This window comes from Boseongicola sp. (assembly GCA_014075275.1).
GTDB lineage: Bacteria > Pseudomonadota > Alphaproteobacteria > Rhodobacterales > Rhodobacteraceae.
The window spans coordinates 1,774,062-1,798,573 of sequence record CP046179.1; the positions used below are offsets into that span (position 1 = coordinate 1,774,062).

Annotated in this window: 22 protein-coding genes and 1 tRNA gene; 4 read left to right on the top strand and 19 right to left on the bottom strand. The window is 54.5% G+C overall.

The window, feature by feature from the left end; translation table 11 throughout:
* Positions 1–2: 2 nt before the first annotated feature.
* The gene (gene coxB, locus GKR98_08985; protein QMU58317.1) at positions 3–935 is read right to left on the bottom strand and encodes a cytochrome c oxidase subunit II; all 933 of its coding nucleotides are present in this window, start codon (positions 933–935) and stop codon (positions 3–5) included.
* A gap of 160 nt (positions 936–1,095) precedes the next feature.
* Here coxB and tldD point away from each other — a divergent pair, with 160 nt between their 5' ends.
* The gene (gene tldD / locus GKR98_08990) at positions 1,096–2,520 is read left to right on the top strand and encodes a metalloprotease TldD (GenBank protein ID QMU58318.1); all 1,425 of its coding nucleotides are present in this window, start codon (positions 1,096–1,098) and stop codon (positions 2,518–2,520) included.
* A 131-nt stretch (positions 2,521–2,651) separates the two neighbouring features.
* Here the strand turns inward: tldD and GKR98_08995 are convergent, their stop codons facing one another.
* Positions 2,652–2,897 (bottom strand): isochorismatase family protein, encoded by a 246-nt coding sequence (locus GKR98_08995; protein QMU60038.1) that lies wholly within the window; start codon positions 2,895–2,897, stop codon positions 2,652–2,654.
* Positions 2,898–3,099: 202 nt separating this feature from the next.
* Between GKR98_08995 and GKR98_09000 the strand changes: the two genes are divergently transcribed.
* Positions 3,100–6,231, top strand: a complete 3,132-nt coding sequence (locus GKR98_09000) for a choice-of-anchor D domain-containing protein (protein ID QMU58319.1) — start codon at positions 3,100–3,102, stop codon at positions 6,229–6,231.
* Here GKR98_09000 and GKR98_09005 read toward each other — a convergent pair.
* From GKR98_09005 to GKR98_09030, 6 genes are all read right to left on the bottom strand, one after another.
* Positions 5,881–6,741 carry a hypothetical protein gene (locus GKR98_09005; protein ID QMU60039.1) on the bottom strand — a complete coding sequence of 287 codons (861 nt, stop codon included), beginning with the start codon at positions 6,739–6,741 and terminating at the stop codon, positions 5,881–5,883. The two genes, GKR98_09000 and GKR98_09005, sit on opposite strands and share 351 nt — an antisense overlap.
* A gap of 831 nt (positions 6,742–7,572) precedes the next feature.
* Positions 7,573–7,647 (bottom strand) — tRNA-Gln (locus GKR98_09010).
* A gap of 85 nt (positions 7,648–7,732) precedes the next feature.
* Positions 7,733–9,376 (bottom strand): capsule biosynthesis protein, encoded by a 1,644-nt coding sequence (locus GKR98_09015; protein QMU58320.1) that lies wholly within the window; start codon positions 9,374–9,376, stop codon positions 7,733–7,735.
* Positions 9,351–10,013, bottom strand: a complete 663-nt coding sequence (locus GKR98_09020; GenBank protein ID QMU58321.1) for an ATP-binding cassette domain-containing protein — start codon at positions 10,011–10,013, stop codon at positions 9,351–9,353. Before GKR98_09020 ends, GKR98_09015 begins: the two co-directional genes overlap by 26 nt.
* A gap of 269 nt (positions 10,014–10,282) precedes the next feature.
* On the bottom strand, positions 10,283–11,323 hold the full coding sequence (locus tag GKR98_09025; protein QMU58322.1) for a permease: 1,041 nt from the start codon (positions 11,321–11,323) through the stop codon (positions 10,283–10,285).
* Complete coding sequence (locus GKR98_09030; GenBank protein ID QMU58323.1) at positions 11,301–11,645, bottom strand: metalloregulator ArsR/SmtB family transcription factor; 345 nt, start codon at positions 11,643–11,645, stop codon at positions 11,301–11,303. The genes GKR98_09025 and GKR98_09030 overlap by 23 nt, the downstream gene beginning before the upstream one ends.
* A 79-nt stretch (positions 11,646–11,724) precedes the next feature.
* Between GKR98_09030 and GKR98_09035 the strand changes: the two genes are divergently transcribed.
* Together GKR98_09035 and GKR98_09040 are read left to right on the top strand one after the other, a co-directional pair.
* A complete protein-coding gene (locus GKR98_09035; protein ID QMU58324.1) occupies positions 11,725–12,321 on the top strand; it encodes a uracil-DNA glycosylase family protein in 597 nt (198 codons plus the stop codon).
* Entirely contained in the window at positions 12,318–13,100 is a 783-nt protein-coding gene (locus GKR98_09040) for an SseB family protein (GenBank protein ID QMU58325.1), read from the top strand. Before GKR98_09035 ends, GKR98_09040 begins: the two co-directional genes overlap by 4 nt.
* 8 nt (positions 13,101–13,108) lie before the next feature.
* Here the strand turns inward: GKR98_09040 and GKR98_09045 are convergent, their stop codons facing one another.
* The 11 genes from GKR98_09045 to GKR98_09095 all read right to left on the bottom strand — a co-directional run bounded on the left by GKR98_09045 (position 13,109) and on the right by GKR98_09095 (position 24,398).
* Complete coding sequence (locus tag GKR98_09045) at positions 13,109–14,038, bottom strand: glyoxylate/hydroxypyruvate reductase A (protein ID QMU58326.1); 930 nt, start codon at positions 14,036–14,038, stop codon at positions 13,109–13,111.
* On the bottom strand, positions 14,035–15,180 hold the full coding sequence (rodA, locus tag GKR98_09050) for a rod shape-determining protein RodA (protein QMU58327.1): 1,146 nt from the start codon (positions 15,178–15,180) through the stop codon (positions 14,035–14,037). The genes GKR98_09045 and rodA overlap by 4 nt, the downstream gene beginning before the upstream one ends.
* Positions 15,177–17,120, bottom strand: coding sequence for a penicillin-binding protein 2 (gene mrdA, locus GKR98_09055; GenBank protein QMU58328.1), 1,944 nt, complete (start codon positions 17,118–17,120; stop codon positions 15,177–15,179). Before mrdA ends, rodA begins: the two co-directional genes overlap by 4 nt.
* Positions 17,117–17,656, bottom strand: a complete 540-nt coding sequence (locus GKR98_09060) for a rod shape-determining protein MreD (GenBank protein ID QMU58329.1) — start codon at positions 17,654–17,656, stop codon at positions 17,117–17,119. Before GKR98_09060 ends, mrdA begins: the two co-directional genes overlap by 4 nt.
* On the bottom strand, positions 17,649–18,557 hold the full coding sequence (mreC, locus tag GKR98_09065; protein ID QMU58330.1) for a rod shape-determining protein MreC: 909 nt from the start codon (positions 18,555–18,557) through the stop codon (positions 17,649–17,651). The genes GKR98_09060 and mreC overlap by 8 nt, the downstream gene beginning before the upstream one ends.
* A 71-nt stretch (positions 18,558–18,628) precedes the next feature.
* Entirely contained in the window at positions 18,629–19,663 is a 1,035-nt protein-coding gene (locus tag GKR98_09070) for an MreB/Mrl family cell shape determining protein (protein ID QMU58331.1), read from the bottom strand.
* 329 nt (positions 19,664–19,992) lie between these two features.
* The gene (locus GKR98_09075) at positions 19,993–20,784 is read right to left on the bottom strand and encodes a hypothetical protein (GenBank protein QMU58332.1); all 792 of its coding nucleotides are present in this window, start codon (positions 20,782–20,784) and stop codon (positions 19,993–19,995) included.
* 12 nt (positions 20,785–20,796) lie between these two features.
* Positions 20,797–21,174 carry a hypothetical protein gene (locus tag GKR98_09080; protein QMU58333.1) on the bottom strand — a complete coding sequence of 126 codons (378 nt, stop codon included), beginning with the start codon at positions 21,172–21,174 and terminating at the stop codon, positions 20,797–20,799.
* Positions 21,175–21,310: 136 nt separating this feature from the next.
* Positions 21,311–22,321, bottom strand: a complete 1,011-nt coding sequence (locus GKR98_09085; protein QMU58334.1) for a hypothetical protein — start codon at positions 22,319–22,321, stop codon at positions 21,311–21,313.
* A 7-nt stretch (positions 22,322–22,328) separates the two neighbouring features.
* The gene (locus GKR98_09090; protein QMU58335.1) at positions 22,329–23,144 is read right to left on the bottom strand and encodes a hypothetical protein; all 816 of its coding nucleotides are present in this window, start codon (positions 23,142–23,144) and stop codon (positions 22,329–22,331) included.
* Positions 23,145–23,159: 15 nt separating this feature from the next.
* The gene (locus tag GKR98_09095) at positions 23,160–24,398 is read right to left on the bottom strand and encodes a hypothetical protein (GenBank protein ID QMU58336.1); all 1,239 of its coding nucleotides are present in this window, start codon (positions 24,396–24,398) and stop codon (positions 23,160–23,162) included.
* Positions 24,399–24,512: the final 114 nt, after the last annotated feature.

The following is a 24,512-nucleotide window of genomic DNA, read 5'->3' on the forward strand; positions in this document are numbered from 1 at the left end:
ATTTACTCCGCGGCCGCAACCTGAATGGGGTCGTCGACAATGCCTTGCGCGATCTTGGTCTCGGCAAGCCAGGCCTGATAATCTTCCCAGGTCACAGCTTTCACTGTGATCGGCATGTAAGCGTGGGCAAGTCCGCAAAGCTCGGAACACTGACCGAAGTAAATGCCTTCCTGCCCTTCCTCGACTTCAAACCACATCTCGGCCAGACGTCCCGGAACCGCATCCTGCTTCACGCCAAAGGCCGGAATGGTCCATGCGTGGATCACGTCCGCGCCGGTCACCTGAACTACAACGATCTTCCCCGTTGGGATCACTACCGCCGTATCGGTTGCCAACAGGAACTCATCACGGGAATACCCAAAATACTCCAGCTTCGCGACGGCAACATCATCCAGAACCTGCGGCGGGCTCATCGCCTGATCGCCGCCCCAGCCTGCGGCTTCATCGTCGATCTTGTAAGCGCCATCGACCATAAAGCTTTCAAACTCGATCCCCTCGTCGGGATACTCATAACCCCAATACCACTGGAAACCGGTTGCTTTGACGATCACTTCGCCTTCGGGAATTTCCTGCTGCTTGAACAGAACCAGCAGCGAAAACGCCCCGATAAAGACCAGGATCACAATCGGCACAACAGTCCAGGTCACCTCAATCGAAGTGTTATGGGTGAATGTCGCCGGCTCTGGGTTGGCTTTCCGGTTGTATTTGAAAATCACAATCGCCAGCAGGCCCACGACAAACAATGTGATCAAAGTGCAGATAACCAAAAGCATGCCATCCAGCCATTGCAGATCGCGAGCTACCTCGGTGACAGCAGGCTGAAATCCTGTGCCCGACGGAACGGGGGCACCAATGACGGGCAGGTCCTGCGCGGTGGCAGTGGTTGCTGCGCCAAAGGCGGCAGCCAGTCCGGTAAATAGGGTAGAAAGACGCATGCTGAGACGGTCCTGTTTCTGTTGGCGTTTACGACGCGCAGATTCGAATTCGCGCGTGCCTGTTGTTCTTCGGCCAGTTGAAATCATATTAGAGGTTCAGGAACAAGGCTAAGCATTGCGGCATTCAGCCGCTTTCGCCCCACCTTAACGAGGATTTTGCATGTCTGACGCCGCCCCATTCCGCCCGTTTGAAACCCTGCTAGACGAAGGCACCGCTTTGAAGCTTCTGCGCGAAGCGGTTGCGGGCGCCGATGATGGCGAGCTTTTTCTTGAACGCCGCCGCTCGGAAGTGCTGTCTTATGACGACGGTCGCGTGCGCACCGCCAGCTACGATGCATCCGAAGGGTTCGGGCTACGCGCGGTCAATGGCGAAACCGCCGGGTATGCCCACTCCACCGAAGTTAGCGAAGCCTCGCTAAAGCGCGCCGTGGCTACCGCGCGGCTGGCCGTGGGCGAAGGCGGAGGCACATTGGCAGATGCGCCACAGCACACCAATCAACGACTCTACTCCGACGAAAACCCGATGGAAGACGCTGAGTTTCCAGTGAAAATCGAGACATTGCGCGATATAGACACCTTCGCCCGTGATCTGGACTCCCGGGTCATCCAGGTGTCCGCGACCCTGGCCGCCTCTCTGCAAGAGGTCGTCATTCTGCGCCCCGAAGGCCACAGCGTCACCGACGCGCGCCCGATGACCCGCCTGAACGTCAGCGTGATCGTCGAACACAACGGACGCCGCGAAAGCGGCAATGCCGGCGGCGGCGGACGCCAGGCCCTGACCGGCCTGATCGACCCCGAACACTGGCAATCTGCCACCCGCGAAGCCCTGCGTATCGCGCTTTTGAACCTGGATGCGGTGCCTGCCCCGGCTGGCGTCATGGACGTCGCGCTTAGCCCCGGCTGGCCCGGCATTCTGTTGCACGAGGCCATCGGTCACGGTTTGGAAGGCGACTTCAATCGCAAGAAATCTTCTGCCTTCGCCGGACTCATGGGCCAACAGATCGCCGCCAAAGGCGTGACGGTTCTGGATGACGGCACGATCCCCGATCGCCGCGGCTCAATCACCGTCGATGACGAAGGCACGCCCTCGGCGAAAAACACCCTGATCGAAGACGGCGTGTTGGTCGGCTATATGCAAGATCGCCAGAACGCCCGCCTGATGGGCGTGAAACCCACAGGCAACGGTCGCCGCCAAAGCTTCGCCCATGCGCCCATGCCCCGCATGACCAACACCTACATGCTGTCGGGCGACACCGATCCCGCCAGCATCGTGTCCGATCTGAAAGACGGCATCTACGCCGTCGGCTTTGGCGGCGGTCAGGTCGATATCACCAACGGCAAATTCGTCTTCTCCTGCACCGAGGCTTACCGGGTGCAAAACGGCAAAGTCGGAGCGCCAGTCAAAGGCGCGACGCTCATTGGCGACGGAGCCACCGCCCTGAAACAAATCCGCGCCATCGGCAACGACATGAAACTCGACCCCGGCGTCGGCAACTGCGGCAAGAACGGCCAATGGGTGCCGGTCGGTGTGGGCCAGCCGACCTTGTTGATCGGTGGGCTGACCGTGGGCGGGTCTGCGGCCTAGAGCATAGTTGGTCCGCTTTGCGGGACGGAGCAGCCGTCGGATACAGTCGTTTAGATGACGGGAGCTGTGCGCCATCAAAATCCACGCAAATCGTGGCCGGCAAGTTTCGTCAGGAAAGATGTTCAGATAGTTTACAGGCTAATTATCACATCGGAGGATGTAGCAAGTCGACTTATTGAATCCATGCGTTCGAGCGCCTCTTCGTGTACAGAAATGTTGGCGGATGCAACGCAATCTGTGAGTATAATACAATCGAACCCACGATCAGCGGCAACCCTAACGGTTCCCTCTACGGCCCAATGGGTCGTGATACCGGCGACAATTAGTGTCTGGACACCGAGGAATGCGCGTTCTCGGACTTTGATAATTACCTCCAGCGGGTTGTAGTTCCGCTATAGCACCTCAAAAAATCAATGACCGAAAAATTGCACGGCAAAATTCAGCTTGTCTGGTCATTTTGCAAATTGTGAATTTTGCTCTAAGGTCAAATCATTCAACTACACTCGAGCGCATCAGTTTTGCGCCTTCTATATTCTAGCGCGATTTTGCGCGAAAACACATTTTCAATGGAGCATTGCTATGGCATGTAATCCTTTTCCTGCCCCATCATTCGGGCTGTTTATCGACAATGTTCAAGGCATCTGGGCATCGACCGACGAAGCCCACGGCGACAGGTCTTGTGATTATACGGGGGGCACATTGGTTGTCTCTGGCCCCAACGGGAGCATGCCATTCACAGCGGGTGGTTCTCAGGTTGTTCGCCACAAGTTCTTTGGCTCAAATAATTACCTTGCTGTGCTTTTTCTTGGCACAGGTATTGGGCCGCAGACCGCAACAGTTGTAATCGTCGATTTTGTTGCGAGCTCGATTACAACCAAAATTGCTTTGATGACATCGGTTCCGCAAAACCAAATTCCTTGGCTACAATTTAGCCAAGGCACGGGCAGCGCATGCTTGATCGGGGCACCTGGAACTATCAATACAGCGATCGGCGGTATCTTCCGAAGTGACACCGGCGACCTACTCTGCGGCGGTGTAGTGCCGTTCATTCCCACGCTAGAAATTTCCGGTGAGGCCATCGCAGGGGCCACACAGATCAAACACGGCGGGACAGTTATCGCTGGCCCCTGCCCGAATCCTTCCGGACAGCTCAACGTGACTCCGTCCAGCCGGAACTTCGGAACCGTCAAACTGGGCGGCTGTGCGCAACCTGCAGCGACAGAGCAGTTTACGTTGCAGAATTCGGGAACAGATTGCTTGACGATCAACGGCATCCAAGATGTGGCACCCTACTCAGTTATTTCTACCAGCACGGGAATGCCTGCCGAACTGGAACCTGGTGAGTCTATGACAGCGACGGTGCTATTTGATCCGGCGGTTACCGGAATTTACAACAACGTGACACTGCCTGTTGCGACGGTGAACAATAGCGGCGGCGATTCGGAACTGGAGTGTGATGGTCGCGGCGAACAGGCCGAGGCCGATTGTTCGGTGAGCCCGGGTGCAGTAAATTTCGGGCATACGCCCGTAGGCACAATTGAAAACGCAGGCTTCACGGTTACCAACTCCGGAGATGTTCCGATTTCTGTCACGATTGCGGGTGCGCCACCGGGAGCCGTGTTTCAGTGGTCCGGGACGAACGCGAATTTGACTTGCGGCCAAAGTGTAACGGTACCTGTCGCGTTTTCACCGACCGCCGAGGGCCCAGTGTCGGCCAACATTTCGGTTGGGGTCAATCCTGGGAGCAACAAAACGGTTGTTTTGAACGGTGAAGGCTGCATTCCAAACGCGGTCATTCAGGCACCTCCGGCACCTTTCCCGGCATTTGGTGAGGTGCGCCGAGGATACCGAATGGTGAAGTTCATCAAGGTCGAGAACACAGGCGATGATACGCTCGTATTTACTGCTTCGATCTCGGGTGCCGACGCCGCACTTTTTGGTATTTTGCAAAGCACCACATCTATTACTGATGTTGTCGCATCGCGCACATTTTCCGTTGATCCCACTCAGTCTTGCGGATCTGGCCCCATCGGTGACGGAGAGGTTATTGTTCCGGTCGTCTTTTATGCTGACGGCGCACCTCCTGCGACTGCAAACGCGCTACTCACGATCAATAACCACAACGATGCATCCGCAGCGGCAAGCTTTGATTACACCCTCTCAGGTGACATTATCGCGGGCAATGTTGTGGACGCTGTTGCTGTGCTTGACCGATCTGGCAGCATGGATGACGCCATCCCTGGCGGAGGGACCAAGATGCAGGCGGCAATTCATGCCGGTCGGCTTTTGGTCAATCTAATGCCTCCAGATATCGAGAACCGCGTCGCGGCCACGTCCTATTCGACGAACGCCAATACTTTTCTTGGAATTGACGAAATCACTGCTGGCAATCAGGGCGCCAAGGTCAATGCAATTAATGCTGGCGAACCGGAGTTGGTTCCAGATGGCTGGACTGCAATAGCGGCAGGCATGATGGTTGGCGAAAAGGAGTTTGCGGTTCCGCGCGCCGGGGCGATGCCCGCAGAACTGGTTAAGGCGATGATTGTGCTTACCGATGGCCTGGACAATACCGCTTACTTGAACCCAGACGACAACCGCCATTACTCAATTTTGGGCGGTCAAGCCCGCGACCCTGCAAACACAAGCAATTTCATTGATACCGAACCTTATGCCCCACCGGGCGATGTAGACATTTACGGGATTGGACTCGGCACGGGCGAAAATATTGACACGATGCAACTGGCTTCGATTTCAAGTGCTGCAGGTGGCTACTATGGCACCGTTGATCCAACGTCGCCGGACACGCTGTTCCAGCTCATGAAATTCTACACGCAGATCTATATGGATCTCGTGGACACATCGACAATTGAAGACCCCAAGACGACGATCCAAGCTGGAGAAAAACATGCTTATGAATTTGATGTCCTGCGCGGGGACGTAAGCGGCATGGTGGTCGTCTACGATCTTGACGGTCTACGCGTGCCATTCTGGCTTGAAACACCCCTCGGTGAAATTGTCGATCCGTCCACAATACCGGCTGACTTCGCGCTGCGAGCCGGCGCAACCGAGGCATCACGGTTTGTCGAATTCCAACTTCCTGCTAAGGAACCCAAAAGATACGCCGGGCGTTGGAAATTGATTGTCCAACATGACGGAAGAGTCTGCCGTGGCACTCCCGATGCGCGCGAGACGCAAAGAATGGGATTTCTTCCCGAAAAGTGCGGAGACTCGAAAAAACCTGTCGACTACGGCTTTGCTATCGGCGTCGGATCGAACTTCCGGCTACAGGCATATCTGTCAGCGGGAAGCGTCAACGTTGGGGATCCGATCACAATGACCGCGGTTCCAACCGAAGCGGGGCTACCTGTATTGGGATGCACAGTTACGGTAGATGTTCGCGCGCCAAATGGGCAGGAATGGACCGGCATCACTCTTAGCGATGGTGCCGTACCGGACGGTGAATACGCAGGCGTGTTTACACCAACCGCGCAGGCGGGGAGCTATACCTTCAAATTCCGCGCGACAGGATATTCCCGTGATGGTGAACCTGTGAAACGAGAAGTAGTGCGCGCCAAGTATGTCCAAGGCGCAGTGCGTCAGCCACCAGCAACGGGCAATCCTGGGGGCAGTATGAGCGAGGAATGCTGCAAGCGGATCATCAAAATACTTGAAAAGAACAACGCACTGTTGGGGAAAAACTTCGGAAAGTGAATTTCGATTGACGAATACACCTCTCCAAGCGCCTTCACCAAGGAGGCGGCCCGCCAAAATCGGATCCGGCGATTGCCACACACTCGTCCTCGGATCGTAATACCGCGCGCCGAAGTAGTAGAGGCCGGTCTCTTCATCCAGCTCTTTGCCGGTGAACAGCCATGGGGTGCGTTGGGTGTTGGAATGCTCCTCGACCCAGGTTTCGCCGAAGGGGAAATACTCCAGGTGCTGGAAGACGTCGCCGTCCAGGTCGGTCACGTAGGACCATGAGCCGAGGTGATCGGGATGGTAGTAATACTGATCCTTTTCAAAGACTTCCGGCCCGCTGCCGCCACTGCCGCTGCCCTGACCATTGTTCGAGCACGGACCCTGGCCATTGCCGTTGCCGTTGTTGTTGGTGGGCGTTCCAAATTGGTATTGAACCACAATTCGCTGCCTCTCGCTGACGCTCGAACGCGAATTGCAGTGCGGGTATTTGGGTGAATATGGAACGCCGGAAGCCAGCCCCAGGGCGCGTTCTCGCAGCCGGGGAATGGGTCAGCAACACCGTCGCCGTCGCTGTCTTTCGGCTGGAACAAGAGCTTGGAGACCAGCCGCGTGCCGCCTGCAAAGACGTGCTTGGTGCCGACCTCGCGATTGCGGATGGTGTAGAACTGGTTGACGTAAGCGGTTTCGCCTTGCGGTCCGCGTTTGATCACCCGTTCACCGGCGTCGTCGTATTTGTAGGTCTTGGCGTGGCCGTTATCGGCAACCTCCTGGATGCGGTTTTCTTCGTCCCAGAGGATCGTCCGGCGGGTGCCGTTTGAGGTGTGATCCCAGCCAAGCTGGTTGCCGTTCAGGTCGTAGGAATAGGCGTGATCGCCGATCAGGCTGGGCGCGTGGGGCTGCGCAGAACCATAGCTGTAGGTCCAGTCATAGCTGGTTTTCTTCTGGGTGACCGTCGTGCCCGAGGGCTGGACGCGCAGGTGCTGCTGGTCCTTGGACGCGATGTTGTGGATCGTGTCGTAGGCCATATCCAGCGTGAAGGTTTCCTGCTCCGGTCATGCTTGATGCCATCGCAACAGGTGAACAACCTTGTGGTCTCACTTCAGACTATCTCATCAAGAACGACATTCCATCGGACTGGACAAAGCAGCGGGACGTCTTCGCCGCGCTTTGATCACAGCAATTCCCTCAACACCCAAACTCGTACCGCCGGAATCGCAATGAGAGACTTGCGCGCATATCAGAGCTAATAATCGCTCCCACAGGCGTCTCTCCATGACAGAAACCCTGCCAAGCCCCCGCAAACGCGGGAGAATATAAGGGGAAGTTTGTGGAGGATGAATTTGCTGGACTGCCTGGCTGGGGTGGTAGGATTCGAACCTACGATACACGCTACCAAAAAGCGTTGCCTTACCACTTGGCTACACCCCAACAGGCTGGCGTTACTTACTCAGAGTGTCGGCATGGCGCAAGACCCTGAAAGTGGAAAAAGTTCAACACCGGCTGGCTTTGGCGATCAGTTGGAAACCTGCTCGCGTAAAACAGCCACCGTCAGCGAGATCACAAGATAAATGCCGGTGAAAATCAGCAGCGTTATCAACGTGTTCTCGAACACCCTGGGATAAGTAGGTTCGTCTGGTGGAATCGGAGCAACACCAAGCGAAAGGAAGCGCACCTGACGCATGGCTTCGATACGCGCCGCTTCCATTTGCTGAAGGGATTCCTGCATGATCATTGTCCGCGTTTCCAAGTCCACCTCGGCCATGCGCAACCGCGCGGACATTGATGCCAGTGAGCCTTGGGATTGAGATTGCGACGTTAACTGTAGCCGAAGGTCTGTGATCAAATCCTCCATACGGCGAATATCTCCCTGAACGCCCGCGACACGGGCCTCATTGGGGCGGGTATTGTCCAAGAGTTGCTGAAGCTGCAGTCGTTTTTCGGCGACTTGAACTTCGAAACTGCTGATCTGAGACATCAGCGAGCTGGTTTCGCTAACCGGATCAACAACGCCCAGACTTTCTTGTAGCTCCAGTACGCGTTGCTGCGCCCCGATCATTTTGGCCTCGGCTTCATCAAAACTCTCGCGCGATCCCTGCATTTGATCGGCGCGCTTGCGTTCGGTAACCTTGTCCACACAGGCTTCAGCATAACTTATGAGAGCTTCCGAAAAAGTGCCCGACATCGCCGGTGTCAGCGCCGAAACCTCCATACGGATAACACCTTCGGTCGGATTATACCCAACCGTCACATTGTTTTTGTAATGGCTATAAACAGCTTCGTTAGAAGGATTGTCCGGAATGCGTTGCAGTGCGTCGACTTCCGGACCACTGAAATGGGCCCGGTAACCGTGCTCTTCGTCAAGACGCAGCATCGCTTCACGCGACATCAAGAAATCCTGAACCATGATCGAGTCCTGGGATGTTGCCAGGGATGTATTCCCCAGCAAACCGGGGGCTGTGCCAGAGGATTCGGCCTGCTGAACAATAAACTCAGATTTTGTGGCGTACCCAGGAGACGCTACATAGGCGAAATAGACCCACGCAAGAAAAGTTGGCAGGAATATGAACGCAGTCAGTCGCAGGCCCAGGAAAATCAAGCTTTGCCTGCGTCTTCGTACGATGTCGCGTTGAATACGTTCCATCTCGCTGCTGTCAAATCCGGAACCCGGAGGGACCACAGGACCTGGCAGATTTGTCTTCTTTGGTTCGACTGTTTGCGGCAGGTTTTTGGGGTTTGGCGACTTTTGAACTGCTGCACCAGGCTTGCTGGTTTGCCGCGTTGGCCCTCTTGTGTTGCCGGGTTTCGAAGATTCCCGCGCGGAAACCAACTCTAACAGATTTGCGCGATCGAATGGGTCAATTCCGTTTGCGCGCAAAAGGCGTACGGCATCAAAATCTGAGGCCGGATCCAATCCATTTTTCTGAGCCAGTCGGCGTGCCACTCGCAGTTGACGGCCAGTCAAACCTTCGCGCCGTATTTCCGATATGCCCTGATCAACAGCGGCAGTCTCACGCTCTGCTGCCGCAGAACCCGGAAACGGCGCATCGCCAAAACCGTCATCATTAGGTAGCTTTGAAGCCGCCTTGCGCGCACTTTCCACCTTGGGGGTCGCACTGCGTCGAATGCGGAATTTACGCGCTTTCGGGTTCGTAGTCATAAAGTTCTTTCGCCTCTTCGAGTGTGTCAAACATCACGAGCTGCCCATCTTTCAGGACAGCGGCGCTGCGACAGAATTTTTCAAGTGTGCTGGCCTGATGACTAACAATAACAACTGTTGCCGTTTTCAACCTTTCACGCAGAATGGTTCCCGCCTTACGGTTGAACTCGGCATCCGTTGTGCCTGGCATGCCCCCGTCAATCAGATAAATATCGAAGTCCAACGCCAACAACAGTGCAAAACTGAACCTTGCGCGCATGCCCAAACTGTAAGTCCCGACTGGCATATCAAAGTATTCTTCCAGCCCACAAACCCAACGACAGAATGCCTCCAGATAGTCGGGATCCTTACCGTAGAGCCGTGCTATGAATCGAGCATTTTCCATCGCGGATAATTTGTTCGCAACGCCGCCCATGAAACCCAACGGAAACGAAATCCGCGAGCGGCGAATGATCTTGCCTTCGTCGGGCTTCTCTAGCCCCGACATCATGTTGACCAGCGTCGTCTTCCCGGCGCCGTTTGGCGCAAGGATTCCTACGGAATTGCCCAGCTCAACACGGAAAGAGGCGTTATCAAGGATAACCTTGCGCCGTTCACCGGTCCAAAAGGACTTGCTGACGTTCCTGAATTCTATCATGCGATCGCTCGCAGAGCCTCATGTTTTGCCGGTCATTAACCAGTCCGACACTTCAGGCCTTTCATGGCCTTTGGGCGACATTATGACGGAAGGACCAGGCAATAGGCAATCAAAAGCTGCCTGGCCGCAATTTGACGCTGACAGTGAGCACAACGAAAGCGGCATTCCGCTTAAACCATTAAAAGATTAATTATTTTCACATGACAGCGGGAAATCGAAAGACTTCCGGCATTACTGCGAACACTTTGTTGCCAATCACTAAGTGGGGCCTACACCGCTAAGAATGACCAAATAACACCAGCAATGAGAGCACCAGTAATGGCAATTCCCAAATATGCGGCAAAGACCCGGGGCTTCACCAGCGCCCAAACTGCCAGAGCTGCAGGGATGCAACTTACACCCCCGGCCAGCACAAAGGACATCGCAGCGCCGGGCGCCATTCCCTGCGCCAGCAGGGCATCCACTAGCGGCACTGCAGCGTAACCATTCAAATATGCAGGTGCGCCAACCAAAGCTCCCATGAATATTGGCCACATGCCGTCGCCGCCAAGTGCTTTGGCAATAAACTCAGCCGGCACGTAAGCCAGCATAAGAGATTCAATCATGTAGGCCAGAAGCAACCACTTGCCCAAGAACAACGCGTTCTCCAGCACCGTTTCACCGAAAATTCTGCGGCGCGAAGCCTCGTTCCAAAACCGCCATGCCGTCTGTCCACTGAAGGGAGAAGGGCCACAACCACAAGATTTCGCGTTGGGTTGGGGGCGCAATGGGTCTTCAAACACCCGGCTCTTTGCAAACAAATACACGGTCGCGCCACCCATTAAGCCTAAACCAACAGCTGCGACAGTCTTGGCCAGAGCAAAAGGAAGCCCCAAAGTGCCCGCGGTGATCAAGAACATCGCGGGGTCCATCAGTGGCGATGACAGCCAGAATGCCATTACAGCGGAAAGTGGTGCACCGACGGCAAGCAATGCTGCAATAAACGGAATGACCTCGCATGAACAAAAGGGTGAGATGCCACCCAACAAGGCCGCCATGAAGATCATGCGAACTTCGCGCCCTTCGAACGCTTTGGCCAGCAACGCCTCAGCTCCCGTTGCTTTCAGATAGCCGACAGCAGGGACCGCAAATGCGATGAATGCGCCAGTCGTGACCATTGTTTTGCCAGCAAACCGCACGGTTTCCACCGCTTGTGACGGGCTAAAGGCGCCAACAATCAACGGAAGCAGAAATACCGCCAGCCATGCCCGATCAATCCGGGGCCATACCTTTTGGACGATTGACATATCAACCATGGTGGTATCCCTCATGCGGCACTTCACTGTCTGCACAGCATTCATTCAACAGATAGTCCGATAAGGCCCGCATCTGGTCATATGCAGCACCTATGCAGATGATGCGCCTGCCTTCACGTTGTTGGCGCACCAGACCGGCAGCCGACAACAGCTTCATATGATGCGTCAGCGTCGAACCAGTTACTCCCGTGCGTTTGCCAAGTTCGCCGATCGGCAGGCCGTCCGGCCCAGCGCGCACAAGGCAACGCAAAACCGCAAGCCGTTGTTCAGAACCAAGTGCCGAAAAAGTCGACGCGGCACGAACAAGATCAAGGGAGTGGTCGGGTGCATTTATCATATTTCTATATTTCTAGAATTATCGAAATGATGTCAACCCCCTTGCGAACAGCGTCTTACAAAGCCGATAACTCGCTCACATGACTGACAAACTATCGCCAATCCAATCCAAACTGGCCGCTTGCACAATATGCGCAAGCAAGTTCGCCGCGACCAAAACCCAACATTCGCCTCGCCCGATTATTTGGTTCAGCTCGAACGCACGAATTCTAATCGCGGGTCAGGCACCAGGCATGCGTGTTCATGAAGATGGGCGCCCCTTTTGGGATCCATCAGGTGATCGCCTACGCGATTGGATGGGACTCGATAAAGAGACGTTTTACGACAGATCAAAAATCGCGATATTACCCATGGCGTTCTGTTTTCCCGGCTATAATGCAGCCGGTTCCGACTTGCCTCCGCCAAAAGTATGCGCCGACACTTGGCGCGCAGATATTCTGGAAAACCTCTACAATGTCGAACTCACTCTCTTGGTTGGAGGCTATGCGCAGCGATGGCATTTGAAAACAAATCTGAGCGTAACAGATACCGTTAAGAATTGGAGAGAGATAAAGCCGGGCGTTATTCCACTTCCCCATCCTTCCTGGAGAAATACCGGTTGGATTAAAAAGAACCCCTGGTTTGAAATCGAGCTATTGCCGGTCCTACGATCCCGGTTAAAAAGCATTCTGAAATGAACAGCACCGCACTCGACCTCACACACCAACTAATGACAGAGGCGCCTGAGGATACCCAGCCGCGCATGGCTTTCTATGAGTGTCTTGCGGTGAACGAATTGTTCCTCCTTCTCAAATCTGATCCCGACGGGGATAACATTGAGCCTCAGATATTCGAGACATCTGATGGCACATTCGCGCTTGTGTTTGACCGTGAATACCGGCTGACCGAATTTACCGGACAAAGCTCGCCTTACGCGGCGCTAACCGGGCGGGCCATCGCATCCATGATCAAAGACAGGTCTATTGGATTAGGCTTAAATCTTGGCGTCGCCCCGTCATCGATGCTCATTCCTGCGGATGCCGTACATTGGCTTGTAGAAACCCTTGGCACACGTCCAACCGAAGAAAATGGTGACATCAGCGAAGTTTCAGCGCCATTCGGACTGCCCGGACAACTGGTGTCAGGTCTCGACACTAAATTGGCACTTGCCGCCGGACTCGCAAAACTCGCCTACCTCGTAGCGGTCAAATATCAAAGCGGTCAGCGTGGACATTTGCTAGCAATGATCGATCCCATTCCTGGCGCCGAGAGTGATCTTGCTCAGGCAATAAGTGACACTTTGGTCTTTTCCGGTATCGAAGCGGGCCAGTTGGATGTCGCTTTTTTTCAAACCACCGACCCAATAGCCGCGAAACTTGCAAAAGTCGGACTTCGATTTGACCTGCCAACAATCGCCAAACCAGAGTTACCCTCAGCCCCCGGGACAGACCCTGCTAAACCGCCCCGATTGCGCTGAATTTTTGCTCAGTACCCTGCATGTCGGTCTACCAAATGCACAAAAGGCTCACCTGCTTCGCCACGGCGAACGTTTTCAGCAACAACGCGCGCGGCACTTTCTACTCTTGTCGCCGCAGCAACATGGGGCGTCACGGTAACTCTCGGATTTATCCAAAACGGATGTTCCCGCGGCAAGGGTTCTTCTCGAAACACATCCAACGTCGCGTGACCCAGATGGCCGCTGTCTAGGGCCGCAAGTAAAGCAGCGTCATCAATAAGCGGCCCCCGGCCTGGATTTATGACAACAGCTCCTTTCGGCATCAGCGCGAGTCGATCCTTGTTAAGAATGTCTCGCGTTCCTGCTGTTAGTGGCAGTAACAGAACCAATATTTCCGCACTGGAAAGGATTTCAATTAGCCCGTCATCACTGCTTCTGCACTCTAGGTCCCTTATGCGCTTTTGTGATCGGCTCCAGCCACAAACCTGAAAATTTAGCTCCATCAATGTCTGCGCGACCGCAGTGCCAAGCTCACCCAGTCCAAGAATGCCAATCTGCCGATCCCGTGCCAATGGTGGGACATGCGGCTGCCACTGCTGATCGCTCCGCAATACATCTCGGTCGGTGTCCAGATGATGCCGCATAACGTGCCCTACGCACCACTCGACCATGCCTTCAGTCAACCCACCATCGACCATCCGTGCCAGTGGAACGTTCAGCGTTTCGTTGCCAACTACACCTTCCACACCGGCCCACAGATTTAGGACTGCCTTAAGTCTTCTGTAGGGCGAAAAATCCTGCAATTTGCTGTCGGGCGCATAAATGATGTACTCCACGCTGCTTGGATCAGCACTTTGCGTCAGTTCGGCATCAACCCCAACTTCAAGGAAGGCTTTCATCAAATGCGGTTGATACATCACCCAGTCTGATTGAGAGGCGGCAAACATAACTACAGTCATCGACTTCGCATTCTGTGGATGTGGGCCGATTGAACCAACCCAAATGCGGCCAGAAGAACTAACATGGCCGACCCACCGTAGCTAACCAAAGGCAAAGGCACGCCCACCACAGGTGCCAGCCCCATAACCATAGACATATTAACAGCGAAGAATAGGAACAGTGTCCCTGCAATTCCAAGAGTCAGCAGGGCTCCAAACCTGTCTTTGTTTTGAACGGCGGACACGACGCAAAACAAAATTATCAATCCATATAGTACCAAGAGAGACATACCCCCAATAAACCCAAACTCTTCCGCAAGCGTGGTGAAGATGAAATCGGTGTGCTTTTCGGGTAAAAAATTCAACCTAGACTGCGTGCCTTGCATAAAGCCTTTGCCGGTCCAGCCTCCTGACCCCAGAGCGATCTTTGATTGTGTAATATGATAACCAGCCCCCAGCGGATCCGTTGCCGGATCAAGAAACGTATCAATGCGCCGAAACTGATAGTCCTTTAGCAATTGCCATTCTGTCCCGCGCGATGAGAAGACAGTATAAACAAGTACCCCGACAGCACCGATTACCGCGCTGAAATACCACCAGGACACTCCGGCACAAAACATTACGATGCCACCGCCAGCGACAAGCAATATAGCGGTTCCGAGATCCGGTTGTTTCAAAACCAACGCCGTTGGAATCAAGATTAAGATAACCGGAAGAACAACCCAAAACGGTCGTGACACTTTCGAAAGCGGCAGCCAGTCGTAATAGGCGGCCAATATCATTACCAACGAGATTTTCATCACCTCAGACGGCTGCAATCGCATGAATCCAAGATCAATCCAGCGCTGCGCGCCCATACCAACAACGCCGAAAAACTCGACGAGCAAAAGTAATCCCAAGGCACCCAAATACGCCAGACCGGCCATGTTTCGCCAAAACCAGATCGGCACCATGCCTATGATCATCATGACCACCACGCCCAGCGCGAAACGTTTCATCTGAGGCTCGGCCCAGCGGCTCGCGTCGCCGCCAGCGACAGAAGTAAGCATCAAAAACCCGACACAAGCGACAGCCGTCAAAAGTAAAACCAGTGCCCAGTTTGCATGCAGTATTTTGCGCGCGCCTGTCGGAACTGTCTGAACTTTATATTCGAGATAACTCATGCGCGGCTCGGCGACTTGGGCGGCTCTTGTCGGGGACGCAACACCAGTTCTTCCTGCATTGCGCGAATGCGTTCGCGTTGATCCGAAGGATAAGCCTCAATTGGCGGCACATCGCCATACAAAGCATAGAGCAAAATATCTCTCGATGGCGGTGCGGCGGCGCTTGAGCCTCCGCCGCCATGCTCAACGACTGTCGCAATGGCGTATTTGGGTTTGTCGAAGGGCGCATAGGCCACGAACAACCCGTGATCCCGTCGCTCCCACGGCAGCTGATCATTGCGGAATACGCCACGTGCACGTTCCGCCGCGGTAATATTGCGCACCTGACTGGTGCCGGTTTTTCCGGCCATCTGCATACCGTCCGCGACGATACGTGACCGTCGCGCAGTTCCGCGTCGACCATTTGAAACATTGTACATCGCTTGCCGGATCATCTGAAGATGCGCACGACTAACGTCCAGCGCCGCCGGTTGCTCTGTCGGCTGCTCGAGTCCGTTGATCGATTTAACCAACCGCGGAACAACTGCACGTCCACTGGCAATCCGTGCCGCCATAATCGCCAATTGAAGCGGTGACGTTAGGACATCGCCCTGACCAATTGCTGTATTCAGGGTTTCGCCAGGGAACCAACGCTCGCCACGCGCCTGAGCCTTCCATTTCGTCGACGGAACAATACCCTCTCGAACGGCAGACAAGGGTAAGTCATGGCGCTGCCCAAGTCCGAACTCGTGACAAAGATCTGCAAGTGGGTCTATTCCTGTGCGATTTGCCGCCTCGTAGAAATAAACGTCGCACGATTGGGTGATAGCCTTATCCAGGTCTACCCACCCGTGCCCGCCCCTTTTCCAGCAATGGAACCGCCGGCCACCAAAGCTCATATGCCCTGGACACCAAACAGTCTCACGTGGACCTATGACGCCAGCTTTTAGGGCTGCAAGGCCTGTCATCATCTTGAATGTGGATCCGGGTGGATACAGGCCTTGAACTGTTTTGTTGAAGAGCGGTTTATATCTGTTTTCTGTCAATGACCGGTAGTCTTTCGACGAGATGCCGCGAACGAAAAGATCCGGATCAAACGAAGGGGCCGATGCCAGCGCCAAAAGGTCACCAGATTCGACGTCAATAACTACAGAACCAGCACTTTCGTTGGCCAAACGCGCCTGCGCATAGTTTTGAAGGCCGTGGTCAACAGTAAGCTGCAAGTCTGTTCCTGGCGTGAATTCTTCCCGCCCCAGCTCGCGCATGACACGTCCAGCAGCATTCACTTCGATCTGCTTTGTTCCAGCGCGACCCCTTAGCTGGCCCTCCAACTTGGTCTCAACACCAATTTTGCCGATTTGAAACTTGGGAATTTGTAAAAGCGGATCTGGATCCTCAATCTTCGACAAATCGTAGTCACTTACAGGTCCAACGTAACCGACAATATGTGCGAAATCTTCTCCCAATGGGTACTCGCGCGACAACCCAACATCCGGTGTCACACCCGGAAGAGCCGGGGCGTTTACCGCGACCTCCGCCACTTCCTCCCACTCAAGCCGGTCAGCCAGCGTCACGGGCACAAACGGGCTGCGCCGATACATCTCGCGCATCGACTTTTCCAGCTCATTGGGATCCAGATCAATGAGCCGCTTCAATTGAGCGATGGTTTCTTCTACGTCTGGAACATCTTCACGCACGATGACGATCCGATAGTTCGGCGTGTTAGAAGCGATTGGAACACCGTTCCGATCAAAAATGATGCCGCGAGATGGCGGGATCAAACGCATGTTGATGCGGTTTTCCTCGGCCAGAAGACGGTAATTCTCAGCCTCCTCAACCTGCATCTGGCGCATGCGAAGGCCGAGAATGCCCATGAAACCAAGTTGAAGACCGCCTAGAACCAGCCCCCGGCGCGTCACCAGAGCCGATCCTTCCTCTGCATCTTTCGGGGTTCGTTTCATCGCCTGCGACCCTTGTGATCAACTTCGCCAGGGCTGATTTTCCGAATTCCAAACGCACGCGCGGCAAGCGCAACGACTATCGGATACATCAATACCGTCGCCAACAACCGGATAAGTGTCGATCCGAGGCTTGGCTGTTCGACAACAAATATCGCCAGGATCATTGCGTTTGCCAGAAACATCGCCGTGATCACAGTGGAAACGCTAAGCCATTCAAGCAAGAAACTCTGTTCGCGCATTGACGCCTCACGAGCGCGCAAAAACTCTACTGCAACTAGAACCAATGCAGTCCAAAGCCCAAGTGGGCGTACAAACAAGGTATCAGCCCAGAAGAACACCACTAGCGGCAGGACAAGCGGCACAAAATCTGGACGCCGCATGAGCCAGGCAAATGTAACCAGCAGCAGGACATCAGGTCCGGGCACTCGTCCTGGACCGGGATGCAATGGCAGAAGCTTGGCAAAAATAATCAACGCTGCCAGACCCAGAAATAGCCCGTGATAGGTCCAACGGTTGGCATTTGGAGCCTCAACCATCGGTCGCCTCCACTGCCGCCGTCTCTTCCGGCAGCGGCAAAAGCGGGCCAATCAATTCGGCAGGGCCACTAATATCCTCGGCAGAAGGGCTACGCAAAACACGCAAGAACTCTAATCGCTCGTAGTCAGCAGATAGTCTTAGCCGCAACCTTGCGTCACGTGTCTGCACCACGCTCCCAACCAGAAGACCCGCCGGAAAAACGCCCCCGTCGCCTGAAGACACAACCCTGTCTCCTGGCCGCACTTCTTCTGGCACTTCGATAAAGTCCAAATACGGTAGCGACGAGTTGTCACCAGACAGCATTGATTTTTGACCAGACGGTTGAATTGTTACCGGAACCCGGCTGGCACTATCGGTCAGCAAAAGTACCCGGCTGGAGTTTCGGCCAACACCAGAAATCCGACCGACCAACCCCAATCCATCGGTTACCGCCCACCCATCCTTGATGCCGTCCCGCGCCGAACCAACATTCAACAACAATGATTGCCGAAATGGCGAACCACTATCAGCCAAAACTTGCCCGGTAACGACTGTTAGTGCCGGATCAAGCCTGACACGATTAAGATCTAGCAGTTTCGCATTTTCCTGCTCAAGCTGAAGGGCCGCCTCTTTCCAAGCCTTCATTTGTTGCAACTCGCGCCGCAGGTCCTGGTTTTGCTGTTGAAGACGCGCATAGGATTGAAGCCCTTCGACCATTTCGGCCGTCTTGGTTACTGGAACCAGAGCCCAATCCATCCCGGGAACAACTGCGTCGACAAGGGCTGCACGAAACCGTTCTGCACGAGGCCCATCAATGCGCCAAAGAACAAAAACTGCGAACATCAAAAGAACAACGCCGCCGACCAGAAACCTCCGGATCGGGCGCGTGTATTCTTCGTTCTGACCGCTCTGTCTTGCCACGTCGGTCCTTCGTCGGTCCGCCCCGGGGCCAGATTACCACGTCTTGTGGAAAACTCGGAACCCCGAGTGATTTAACTGTCGTAATCGATCACATGCCGAAGTTGCTTTTCATACTCCAGCGCTCTGCCTGTGCCCATCGCCACACAGTTCAACGACTCGTCTGCGACGCTGATAGCCAGTCCGGTTTGTTCGCGAAGAGCCAAATCAAGTTCACCCAACAGCGCGCCGCCACCTGTCAGCATCACACCGCGGTCCACAATGTCCGCCGCCAGATCTGGCGGTGTCGCCTCTAGTGCGGTCATCACTGCTTCGCAAATTTGCTGAACCGGTTCGGCCAGCGCTTCGGCAACCTGCGCCTGATTTATCTCGGTTTCCTTCGGCACACCGTTCAGCAGGTCTCGGCCGCGAATTTGCATAGACTGGCCGCGCCCATCATCAGGCATACGCGCTGTTCCTATGGACGTCTTGATGCGCTCGGCAGTCTGTTCGCCAATCAGCAAGTTATGCTGGCGGCGTAGATAGCTGATGATCCCTTCATCCATCCGGTCACCACCCACACGTACTGAACGCGCGTAGACGATGTCACCCAGCGACAGCACAGCGACTTCAGTTGTTCCGCCCCCGATATCGACAACCATATTCCCGGTTGGATCGGTTATAGGCATTCCTGCACCAATGGCCGCTGCAATGGGTTCTGCAATTAGCCCTGCCCGCCGTGCACCGGCAGAAAGTACAGATTCTCTAATCGCTCGCTTTTCGACAGGCGTCGCCCCGTGCGGCACGCAAACAATCACCTTCGGTTTTGAAAAAGTTGTGCGCTTGTGAACTTTGCGGATGAACTCTTTGATCATGGCCTCGGCCACATCGAAATCCGCGATCACGCCCTCGCGCATAGGACGAATCGCCTCGATGCTTCCGGGAGTCCGCCCAAGCATAAGTTTCGCGTCCTCACCTACGGCCAGAACCTTTTTCTGCCCGTCTTTCACGTGATACGCGACCACCGATGGTTCGTTCAGGATAATGCCCTTGCCTTTAACATAAACAAGGGTGTTCGCCGTTCCGAGGTCGATCGCCATATCCGTCGAAAACAATCCGCCGAAGGCCATTCTTGCTGCCCCAATCTCTTTGTTGCTGGCCCGCGATAAGGTGCCTGTGCGCGGGCCTTTGTCTTATAGGCCTGCCCCGATCTCTCCGCCAGTCAGAGTAGCTCGATACAGGCACAATTCTGCCGCCTTCACCCTACGGCATTAACTACGATTCTCTATCAAAACCTAAATACAGGCATCATTGTGACCGATTAGGGAACAATTCGCGACGCCGAATTTCCTGACACGAGCTTTTGGCAACCAAGTCTGCGCGAAGTGCACGAATCTCGTTATCTTTGGTCAAACGATATTCTAATCCAACCTTGGTTTCCAGACGAGATTCTGCCGCTTCAGTCTGAGAATTTGTCCTGCCAATTGCCAACTATCTCAACGGCAGTTTCAGTGGATGAAGACAACAAAGCCATGGCATCCTTAGAATCCAGGAACACCGTGGCAACTTGCCCGGCACCTCCCGAAACCAACAGGGCCTTTGGACCGTCCTCGCCTTGATATAGCACATCGCGACTTGCAAAATAGCCGTCCAGGAAAACGGCCGCATGCTCACTCAATCCAGCAAGCTCTGACTGACCACCAGCTTGAGCAACGACATCCTCGCCCTCTATTCTGATCCAGGCGTTCGCTTTTCCACCAAAGGCCTCTAGAAACTTGGCAAGTTGTTCAGCAGGCACCTTTGCTCCAGCTTCATCAATATTCCATGCCCGCCGCAGTTGCCCACATGGCACTCCAATATCCGATGGAAATCCGCCAATGTCTTGTTTCCTGCTTGAAACATCAACAAAGTCAACATCTTGCAATGATCGCAAGATCACATCTTTTAGCTTTAGGGTGTTTTCATCTTCAACATCAGCAAGCGCAACTCCAGCCAATACTGCGGCGCCTTCGGTGGCCGGTGCAGGAGCGACCAGAGCCTGTAGTCGTCGGTTTGCCACGGCCAGATGAATAGAGACATTATCGCTTGATGCGAAAGTCAGGCGGCGCGGCAATATTGTTTCGTCGATTTCGACAAGAATTGCCGACAACAACTTTTCGGGCGCTTCTCGAATAACGCGCTTGTCGCCCGGCGCGCGTTCGCGCTGGCGCAGCTTTGCAAGTTTCTGTTCAAGCCGCGAAAAGTCGTTCAAGCCAGCATTTCCTCAGCCATTTGCCACAATACGGCCCAGCGCATCCCGACCGCAACTCAGGATTTTCTCGATATTCGCATCCGGCGCACAAATGCAAATCAACGCTTCGCTTGCATCCGCGTCTGGTTTCAAAAAAATCCGGGCGTCTATACTCGTCAAAGCAATCGCCTCAACTGGTGCGCGTGCGTCCAGTAATGGCGCAGCACTTTCAGCCAGTGGCCCGGAAAGCGATGCAGCGGCAACTTCGGTCAGAACATCCAGCTCTTCTTGCGGACGTTGCCCTGCAGGGCTGACACATAGCATCATCCGCGACGACAGATCGGCGAACGCAACCAAATCGCAGCCAGAGGCTTCGATACGCATCTCGTTCAATATTTCTGTTACATCCATTTTGCGGCCCTCGGGCGGTCGGCCGAATACATTCGGCAAACCCTATGCCCTTTCTGAGCGGCAAGCGCTGCAGACGCAAGTCCTGGTATGAATGATATACAGACCCGTTTCAGCAGGGTCGCAGCATTTCTTTGGACTAAAAGCCAGATAGAGGGTCGCCCAGGCCATCTTGGGCGGGCCGTTGCCGCGTCGGACGTGCCTGCAATTTTCGTGGCTGAACACGTGTCGGCAGTACCGGACGCATCGGAATATCCGACTCGTCACGGACTTCAGCATGGTGTTCTTCAGTCACTTCACCGGCGATTTCCTGGATAAGCTCTTCAAGCGCCTCCATGAAACCCGCAGCGCCGCTGGACTCCCATTTCTCCGCATCCTCTTTCGCCGCCAATGCCTGAGTTAACGAGATCGGGAACAAGTCGTAAAACAGACCAACAGTCTCCCGAGCGACGCGTTTTACCACACGACCTCGATCACGTTCGCTCAAAATCTTGTCCATCCTGGTCAACAGAAGGAAACTTTTTTCGTGCAGCTCCGGTGGCATCATCGACCAAACGGCAGCTTCCGATTGACGCCAGGCTTGTGTCGCATGGCTGCACCAGATGACGGCATCAGCGTTCCCGATAACACGCTGCCAAACTTCGGCATCCATGTTGGGGTCTGAAATTCCTAGCATATCGATCAGGTCAATTTTATCCAGAAGGTCGGCATCATGGAAAATTCGAATGTGATTAGTGTCCTCGACCGAAACATCTTCAAGATTGGCCAGGTCGATATCATATTCGCCGCCGTCCAGCGCAACGCGGTAAGGAATATCGTCACCCTTGGAAATCCAAACCGGCGGAAGCTGGGTTGCGGTCACATTGACCGGCAAAGCTTCGGTCTGAATTAGCAGGTTCGACAAAGTGCTTTTGCCAGCACTGAATTCGCCCATCAGGCAAATAACCGGCTTTTTCTTCTTTGACTTCGGTGCGGCAACAACAGGCTCTTCTTCGCCTATCGTCGCCAATTCAGGCTGTGATTGAGGCTCAACTGTCCCAATGACTTCAAACTCCGGTTCATTCGAAACTGTCGATTCCTCGGCCATCGACTCGACGACCGTGTCATTTTGCTCCGGGAACATCTCATTGTCTTCCATACTATCCATCATTTCCCCTTTAGGCCGCGATCTCGGTCAGAGTTGCCATTGTCTGCTTCAGTTGGGCGCGCTTTTCTGCCGCGCCGCCGGCATCCAGTACTGCCGCCGCATTGCCATCCGCCGTGTCCGCTTGTTCTGCCAAACGGGTCAGAATGGCTCTTTGCTCGTCAGTGAACTCTTTCAGGGCCTTGATTGCTGCATCACGAATGCTTTCTGCATGCGCACCACGCAGACCTTCTACAATTGGATCGGTCTCGGCCCGGATCATTTCCGCGAAATCAGTAGCGAATGACCGGAAACCCCGGCGCTTGTGCCACCAACGCGACCACCAGGTGCCCTTCAAATCCAGCGCAATCGTCTGTCCCAGAAGAACCGGCGATGGAATGCGTGGCGGCGTAGGCGCCTCAATACCGAATTCTTGCTCGGCGACATCAAACAGCCTGTGATACACGCTGGCGTAAGATTCCGCCGTGCTAACCAAAACTGTCTTTGCAGCCGACTGTGCCGAACGACCAAATACCTGATAGGCCGTAAGCATTAGAATACGCAAACCACCTGGGTCATACTGCCAGACATCACTTTCGCCATGTTCTTCCAAATGCTGCAAAAGCGAACCTGTCGCACGTTCCAGAAAGCTTCTGTGCGAACGCTCCAAGCGATTGTGGAATCCCTTAATCGCTTCTTCGAATGCGGACTCCATGGCCGCCAATGCCTCTGCTTCAATGCGAGTCAACTCGCCTTCAAGCTGGCCCTTTTCCAAAGGCGGCAAGCCAGCATCGGATTCGCGACGCGAAACAACCTGGTGCGTAGCATTCAACCCGTTCGCAAGGTTCATTGCAGACTTTGCCACTCAATCAAGCATGTCCTGACCTGTGCCCTCCGCAATCCTATCGCTTAGCGCTGCATAAATCGCAGGCAAACCGGACAGATCCCAGAGCAACTCTTCCGGGCTCAGCGCTTCCGGATCGGTGACGCGTCCCTCGGACTTGGCCCATTCTGTCATGGCGGTCAGCGTGTCTTGATCCACAGCATCAACATTGCCGGTCAATGCAGCTGTCGCACAGAATGCAGACGAAAAGATGATCTGCGCGTCTTTCGGCCCGTCGTGTTCAGTCAATGTCTTGCGAATGCTATCGTGAATTTCCGGTATCTGATTGACCGGATCGCTCAATTCATCACAACGGTTTACGGCAATTATCACTTCTCGCGACTTAACATTCGCGATCAAACGGATCAGGGCCATATCAACCGAACTCAGCGCCTGATGGGCTGCCAACACCACGACGCAAATCCGGCTTTCCCGAATTGCTCGAATGGTAATCTGCTCACGGATCATAAATGTATCGTTCACACCTGGCGTGTCCCGGATGCACAACGGCATTGGCAGCTCCGGGCGGTGCATGAACAACTCGGCCGACTTGGTGATGTCTGCAAACCGACCCATCGCCTGACTGGTTTCGAAGTCGTCTTCAAAATCGTCGCCCAAACAGACGTAGCGTTCGATTAGTTCTTCGTCGAAATAACCGTAGTCGTGTTGCTGACCCAACAGAAGCTCGAACTTGTCTCCTAGCCGCTGACGTGACTTTTCACGCATCTCAATAACCTGAGCGCGGACCTTTTCCAGTTCGTCCTCAGCCCCGGCTCGCGCGGCCAGCTCGCCGATGCGACCGCCTCGGTCCAGCAATCGACTCCACTCTTCCATATCAAAGAAGCGAAAGCTGGCGCGGTTATCTTCTGGGGCCACATGCGGGTTCAGGTGAAGCGACGTAACAACACTGGTCCAGGGGTTCACATCGGCTGGCAGCAAATCTGGTGATCCCACCATTGCGTTCACCAACGACGTCTTGCCCGCCTTCACCTGACCGATCATCGTGATCGATGGTTCAGCGTGCTTCAATTGGTGATGCATTCGCCGCGCAGAGCGGTTTGTCGCCTTGTCGCCAATCTTGCCCAGACGCACCAATGCCTGACGAAGATCTCGGGATTTGTTCAGGAACGGCTTTAGCCCCTCAAACCCACGGCTGAGGAGATGCGCATTACCGGCAGCTGGTGCAGCTCCCTGTTCCATTATCGTCGTTTCAACCTTCATAATTCGTACTCTTCAAACCCACCTGGGGATCCCTAACGGCCACTACATTCGACTCTCGACCAATGGGATCGTTTCCACACCGGCATAGAATTCATGGCCAAAATGGCCTTTTTG

Coding starts and splice junctions, on each gene's coding strand:
- coxB (QMU58317.1), bottom strand. CDS start 935: ATGCGTCTTTCTACCCTATTTACCGGACTGGCTGCCGCCTTTGGCGCA.
- tldD (QMU58318.1), top strand. CDS start 1,096: ATGTCTGACGCCGCCCCATTCCGCCCGTTTGAAACCCTGCTAGACGAA.
- GKR98_09000 (QMU58319.1), top strand. CDS start 3,100: ATGGCATGTAATCCTTTTCCTGCCCCATCATTCGGGCTGTTTATCGAC.
- GKR98_09015 (QMU58320.1), bottom strand. CDS start 9,376: ATGACTACGAACCCGAAAGCGCGTAAATTCCGCATTCGACGCAGTGCG.
- GKR98_09020 (QMU58321.1), bottom strand. CDS start 10,013: ATGATAGAATTCAGGAACGTCAGCAAGTCCTTTTGGACCGGTGAACGG.
- GKR98_09025 (QMU58322.1), bottom strand. CDS start 11,323: ATGAGGGATACCACCATGGTTGATATGTCAATCGTCCAAAAGGTATGG.
- GKR98_09030 (QMU58323.1), bottom strand. CDS start 11,645: ATGATAAATGCACCCGACCACTCCCTTGATCTTGTTCGTGCCGCGTCG.
- GKR98_09035 (QMU58324.1), top strand. CDS start 11,725: ATGACTGACAAACTATCGCCAATCCAATCCAAACTGGCCGCTTGCACA.
- GKR98_09040 (QMU58325.1), top strand. CDS start 12,318: ATGAACAGCACCGCACTCGACCTCACACACCAACTAATGACAGAGGCG.
- GKR98_09045 (QMU58326.1), bottom strand. CDS start 14,038: ATGACTGTAGTTATGTTTGCCGCCTCTCAATCAGACTGGGTGATGTAT.
- rodA (QMU58327.1), bottom strand. CDS start 15,180: ATGAGTTATCTCGAATATAAAGTTCAGACAGTTCCGACAGGCGCGCGC.
- mrdA (QMU58328.1), bottom strand. CDS start 17,120: ATGAAACGAACCCCGAAAGATGCAGAGGAAGGATCGGCTCTGGTGACG.
- GKR98_09060 (QMU58329.1), bottom strand. CDS start 17,656: ATGGTTGAGGCTCCAAATGCCAACCGTTGGACCTATCACGGGCTATTT.
- GKR98_09070 (QMU58331.1), bottom strand. CDS start 19,663: ATGGCCTTCGGCGGATTGTTTTCGACGGATATGGCGATCGACCTCGGA.
- GKR98_09080 (QMU58333.1), bottom strand. CDS start 21,174: ATGGATGTAACAGAAATATTGAACGAGATGCGTATCGAAGCCTCTGGC.
- GKR98_09085 (QMU58334.1), bottom strand. CDS start 22,321: ATGATGGATAGTATGGAAGACAATGAGATGTTCCCGGAGCAAAATGAC.
- GKR98_09090 (QMU58335.1), bottom strand. CDS start 23,144: ATGAACCTTGCGAACGGGTTGAATGCTACGCACCAGGTTGTTTCGCGT.
- GKR98_09095 (QMU58336.1), bottom strand. CDS start 24,398: ATGAAGGTTGAAACGACGATAATGGAACAGGGAGCTGCACCAGCTGCC.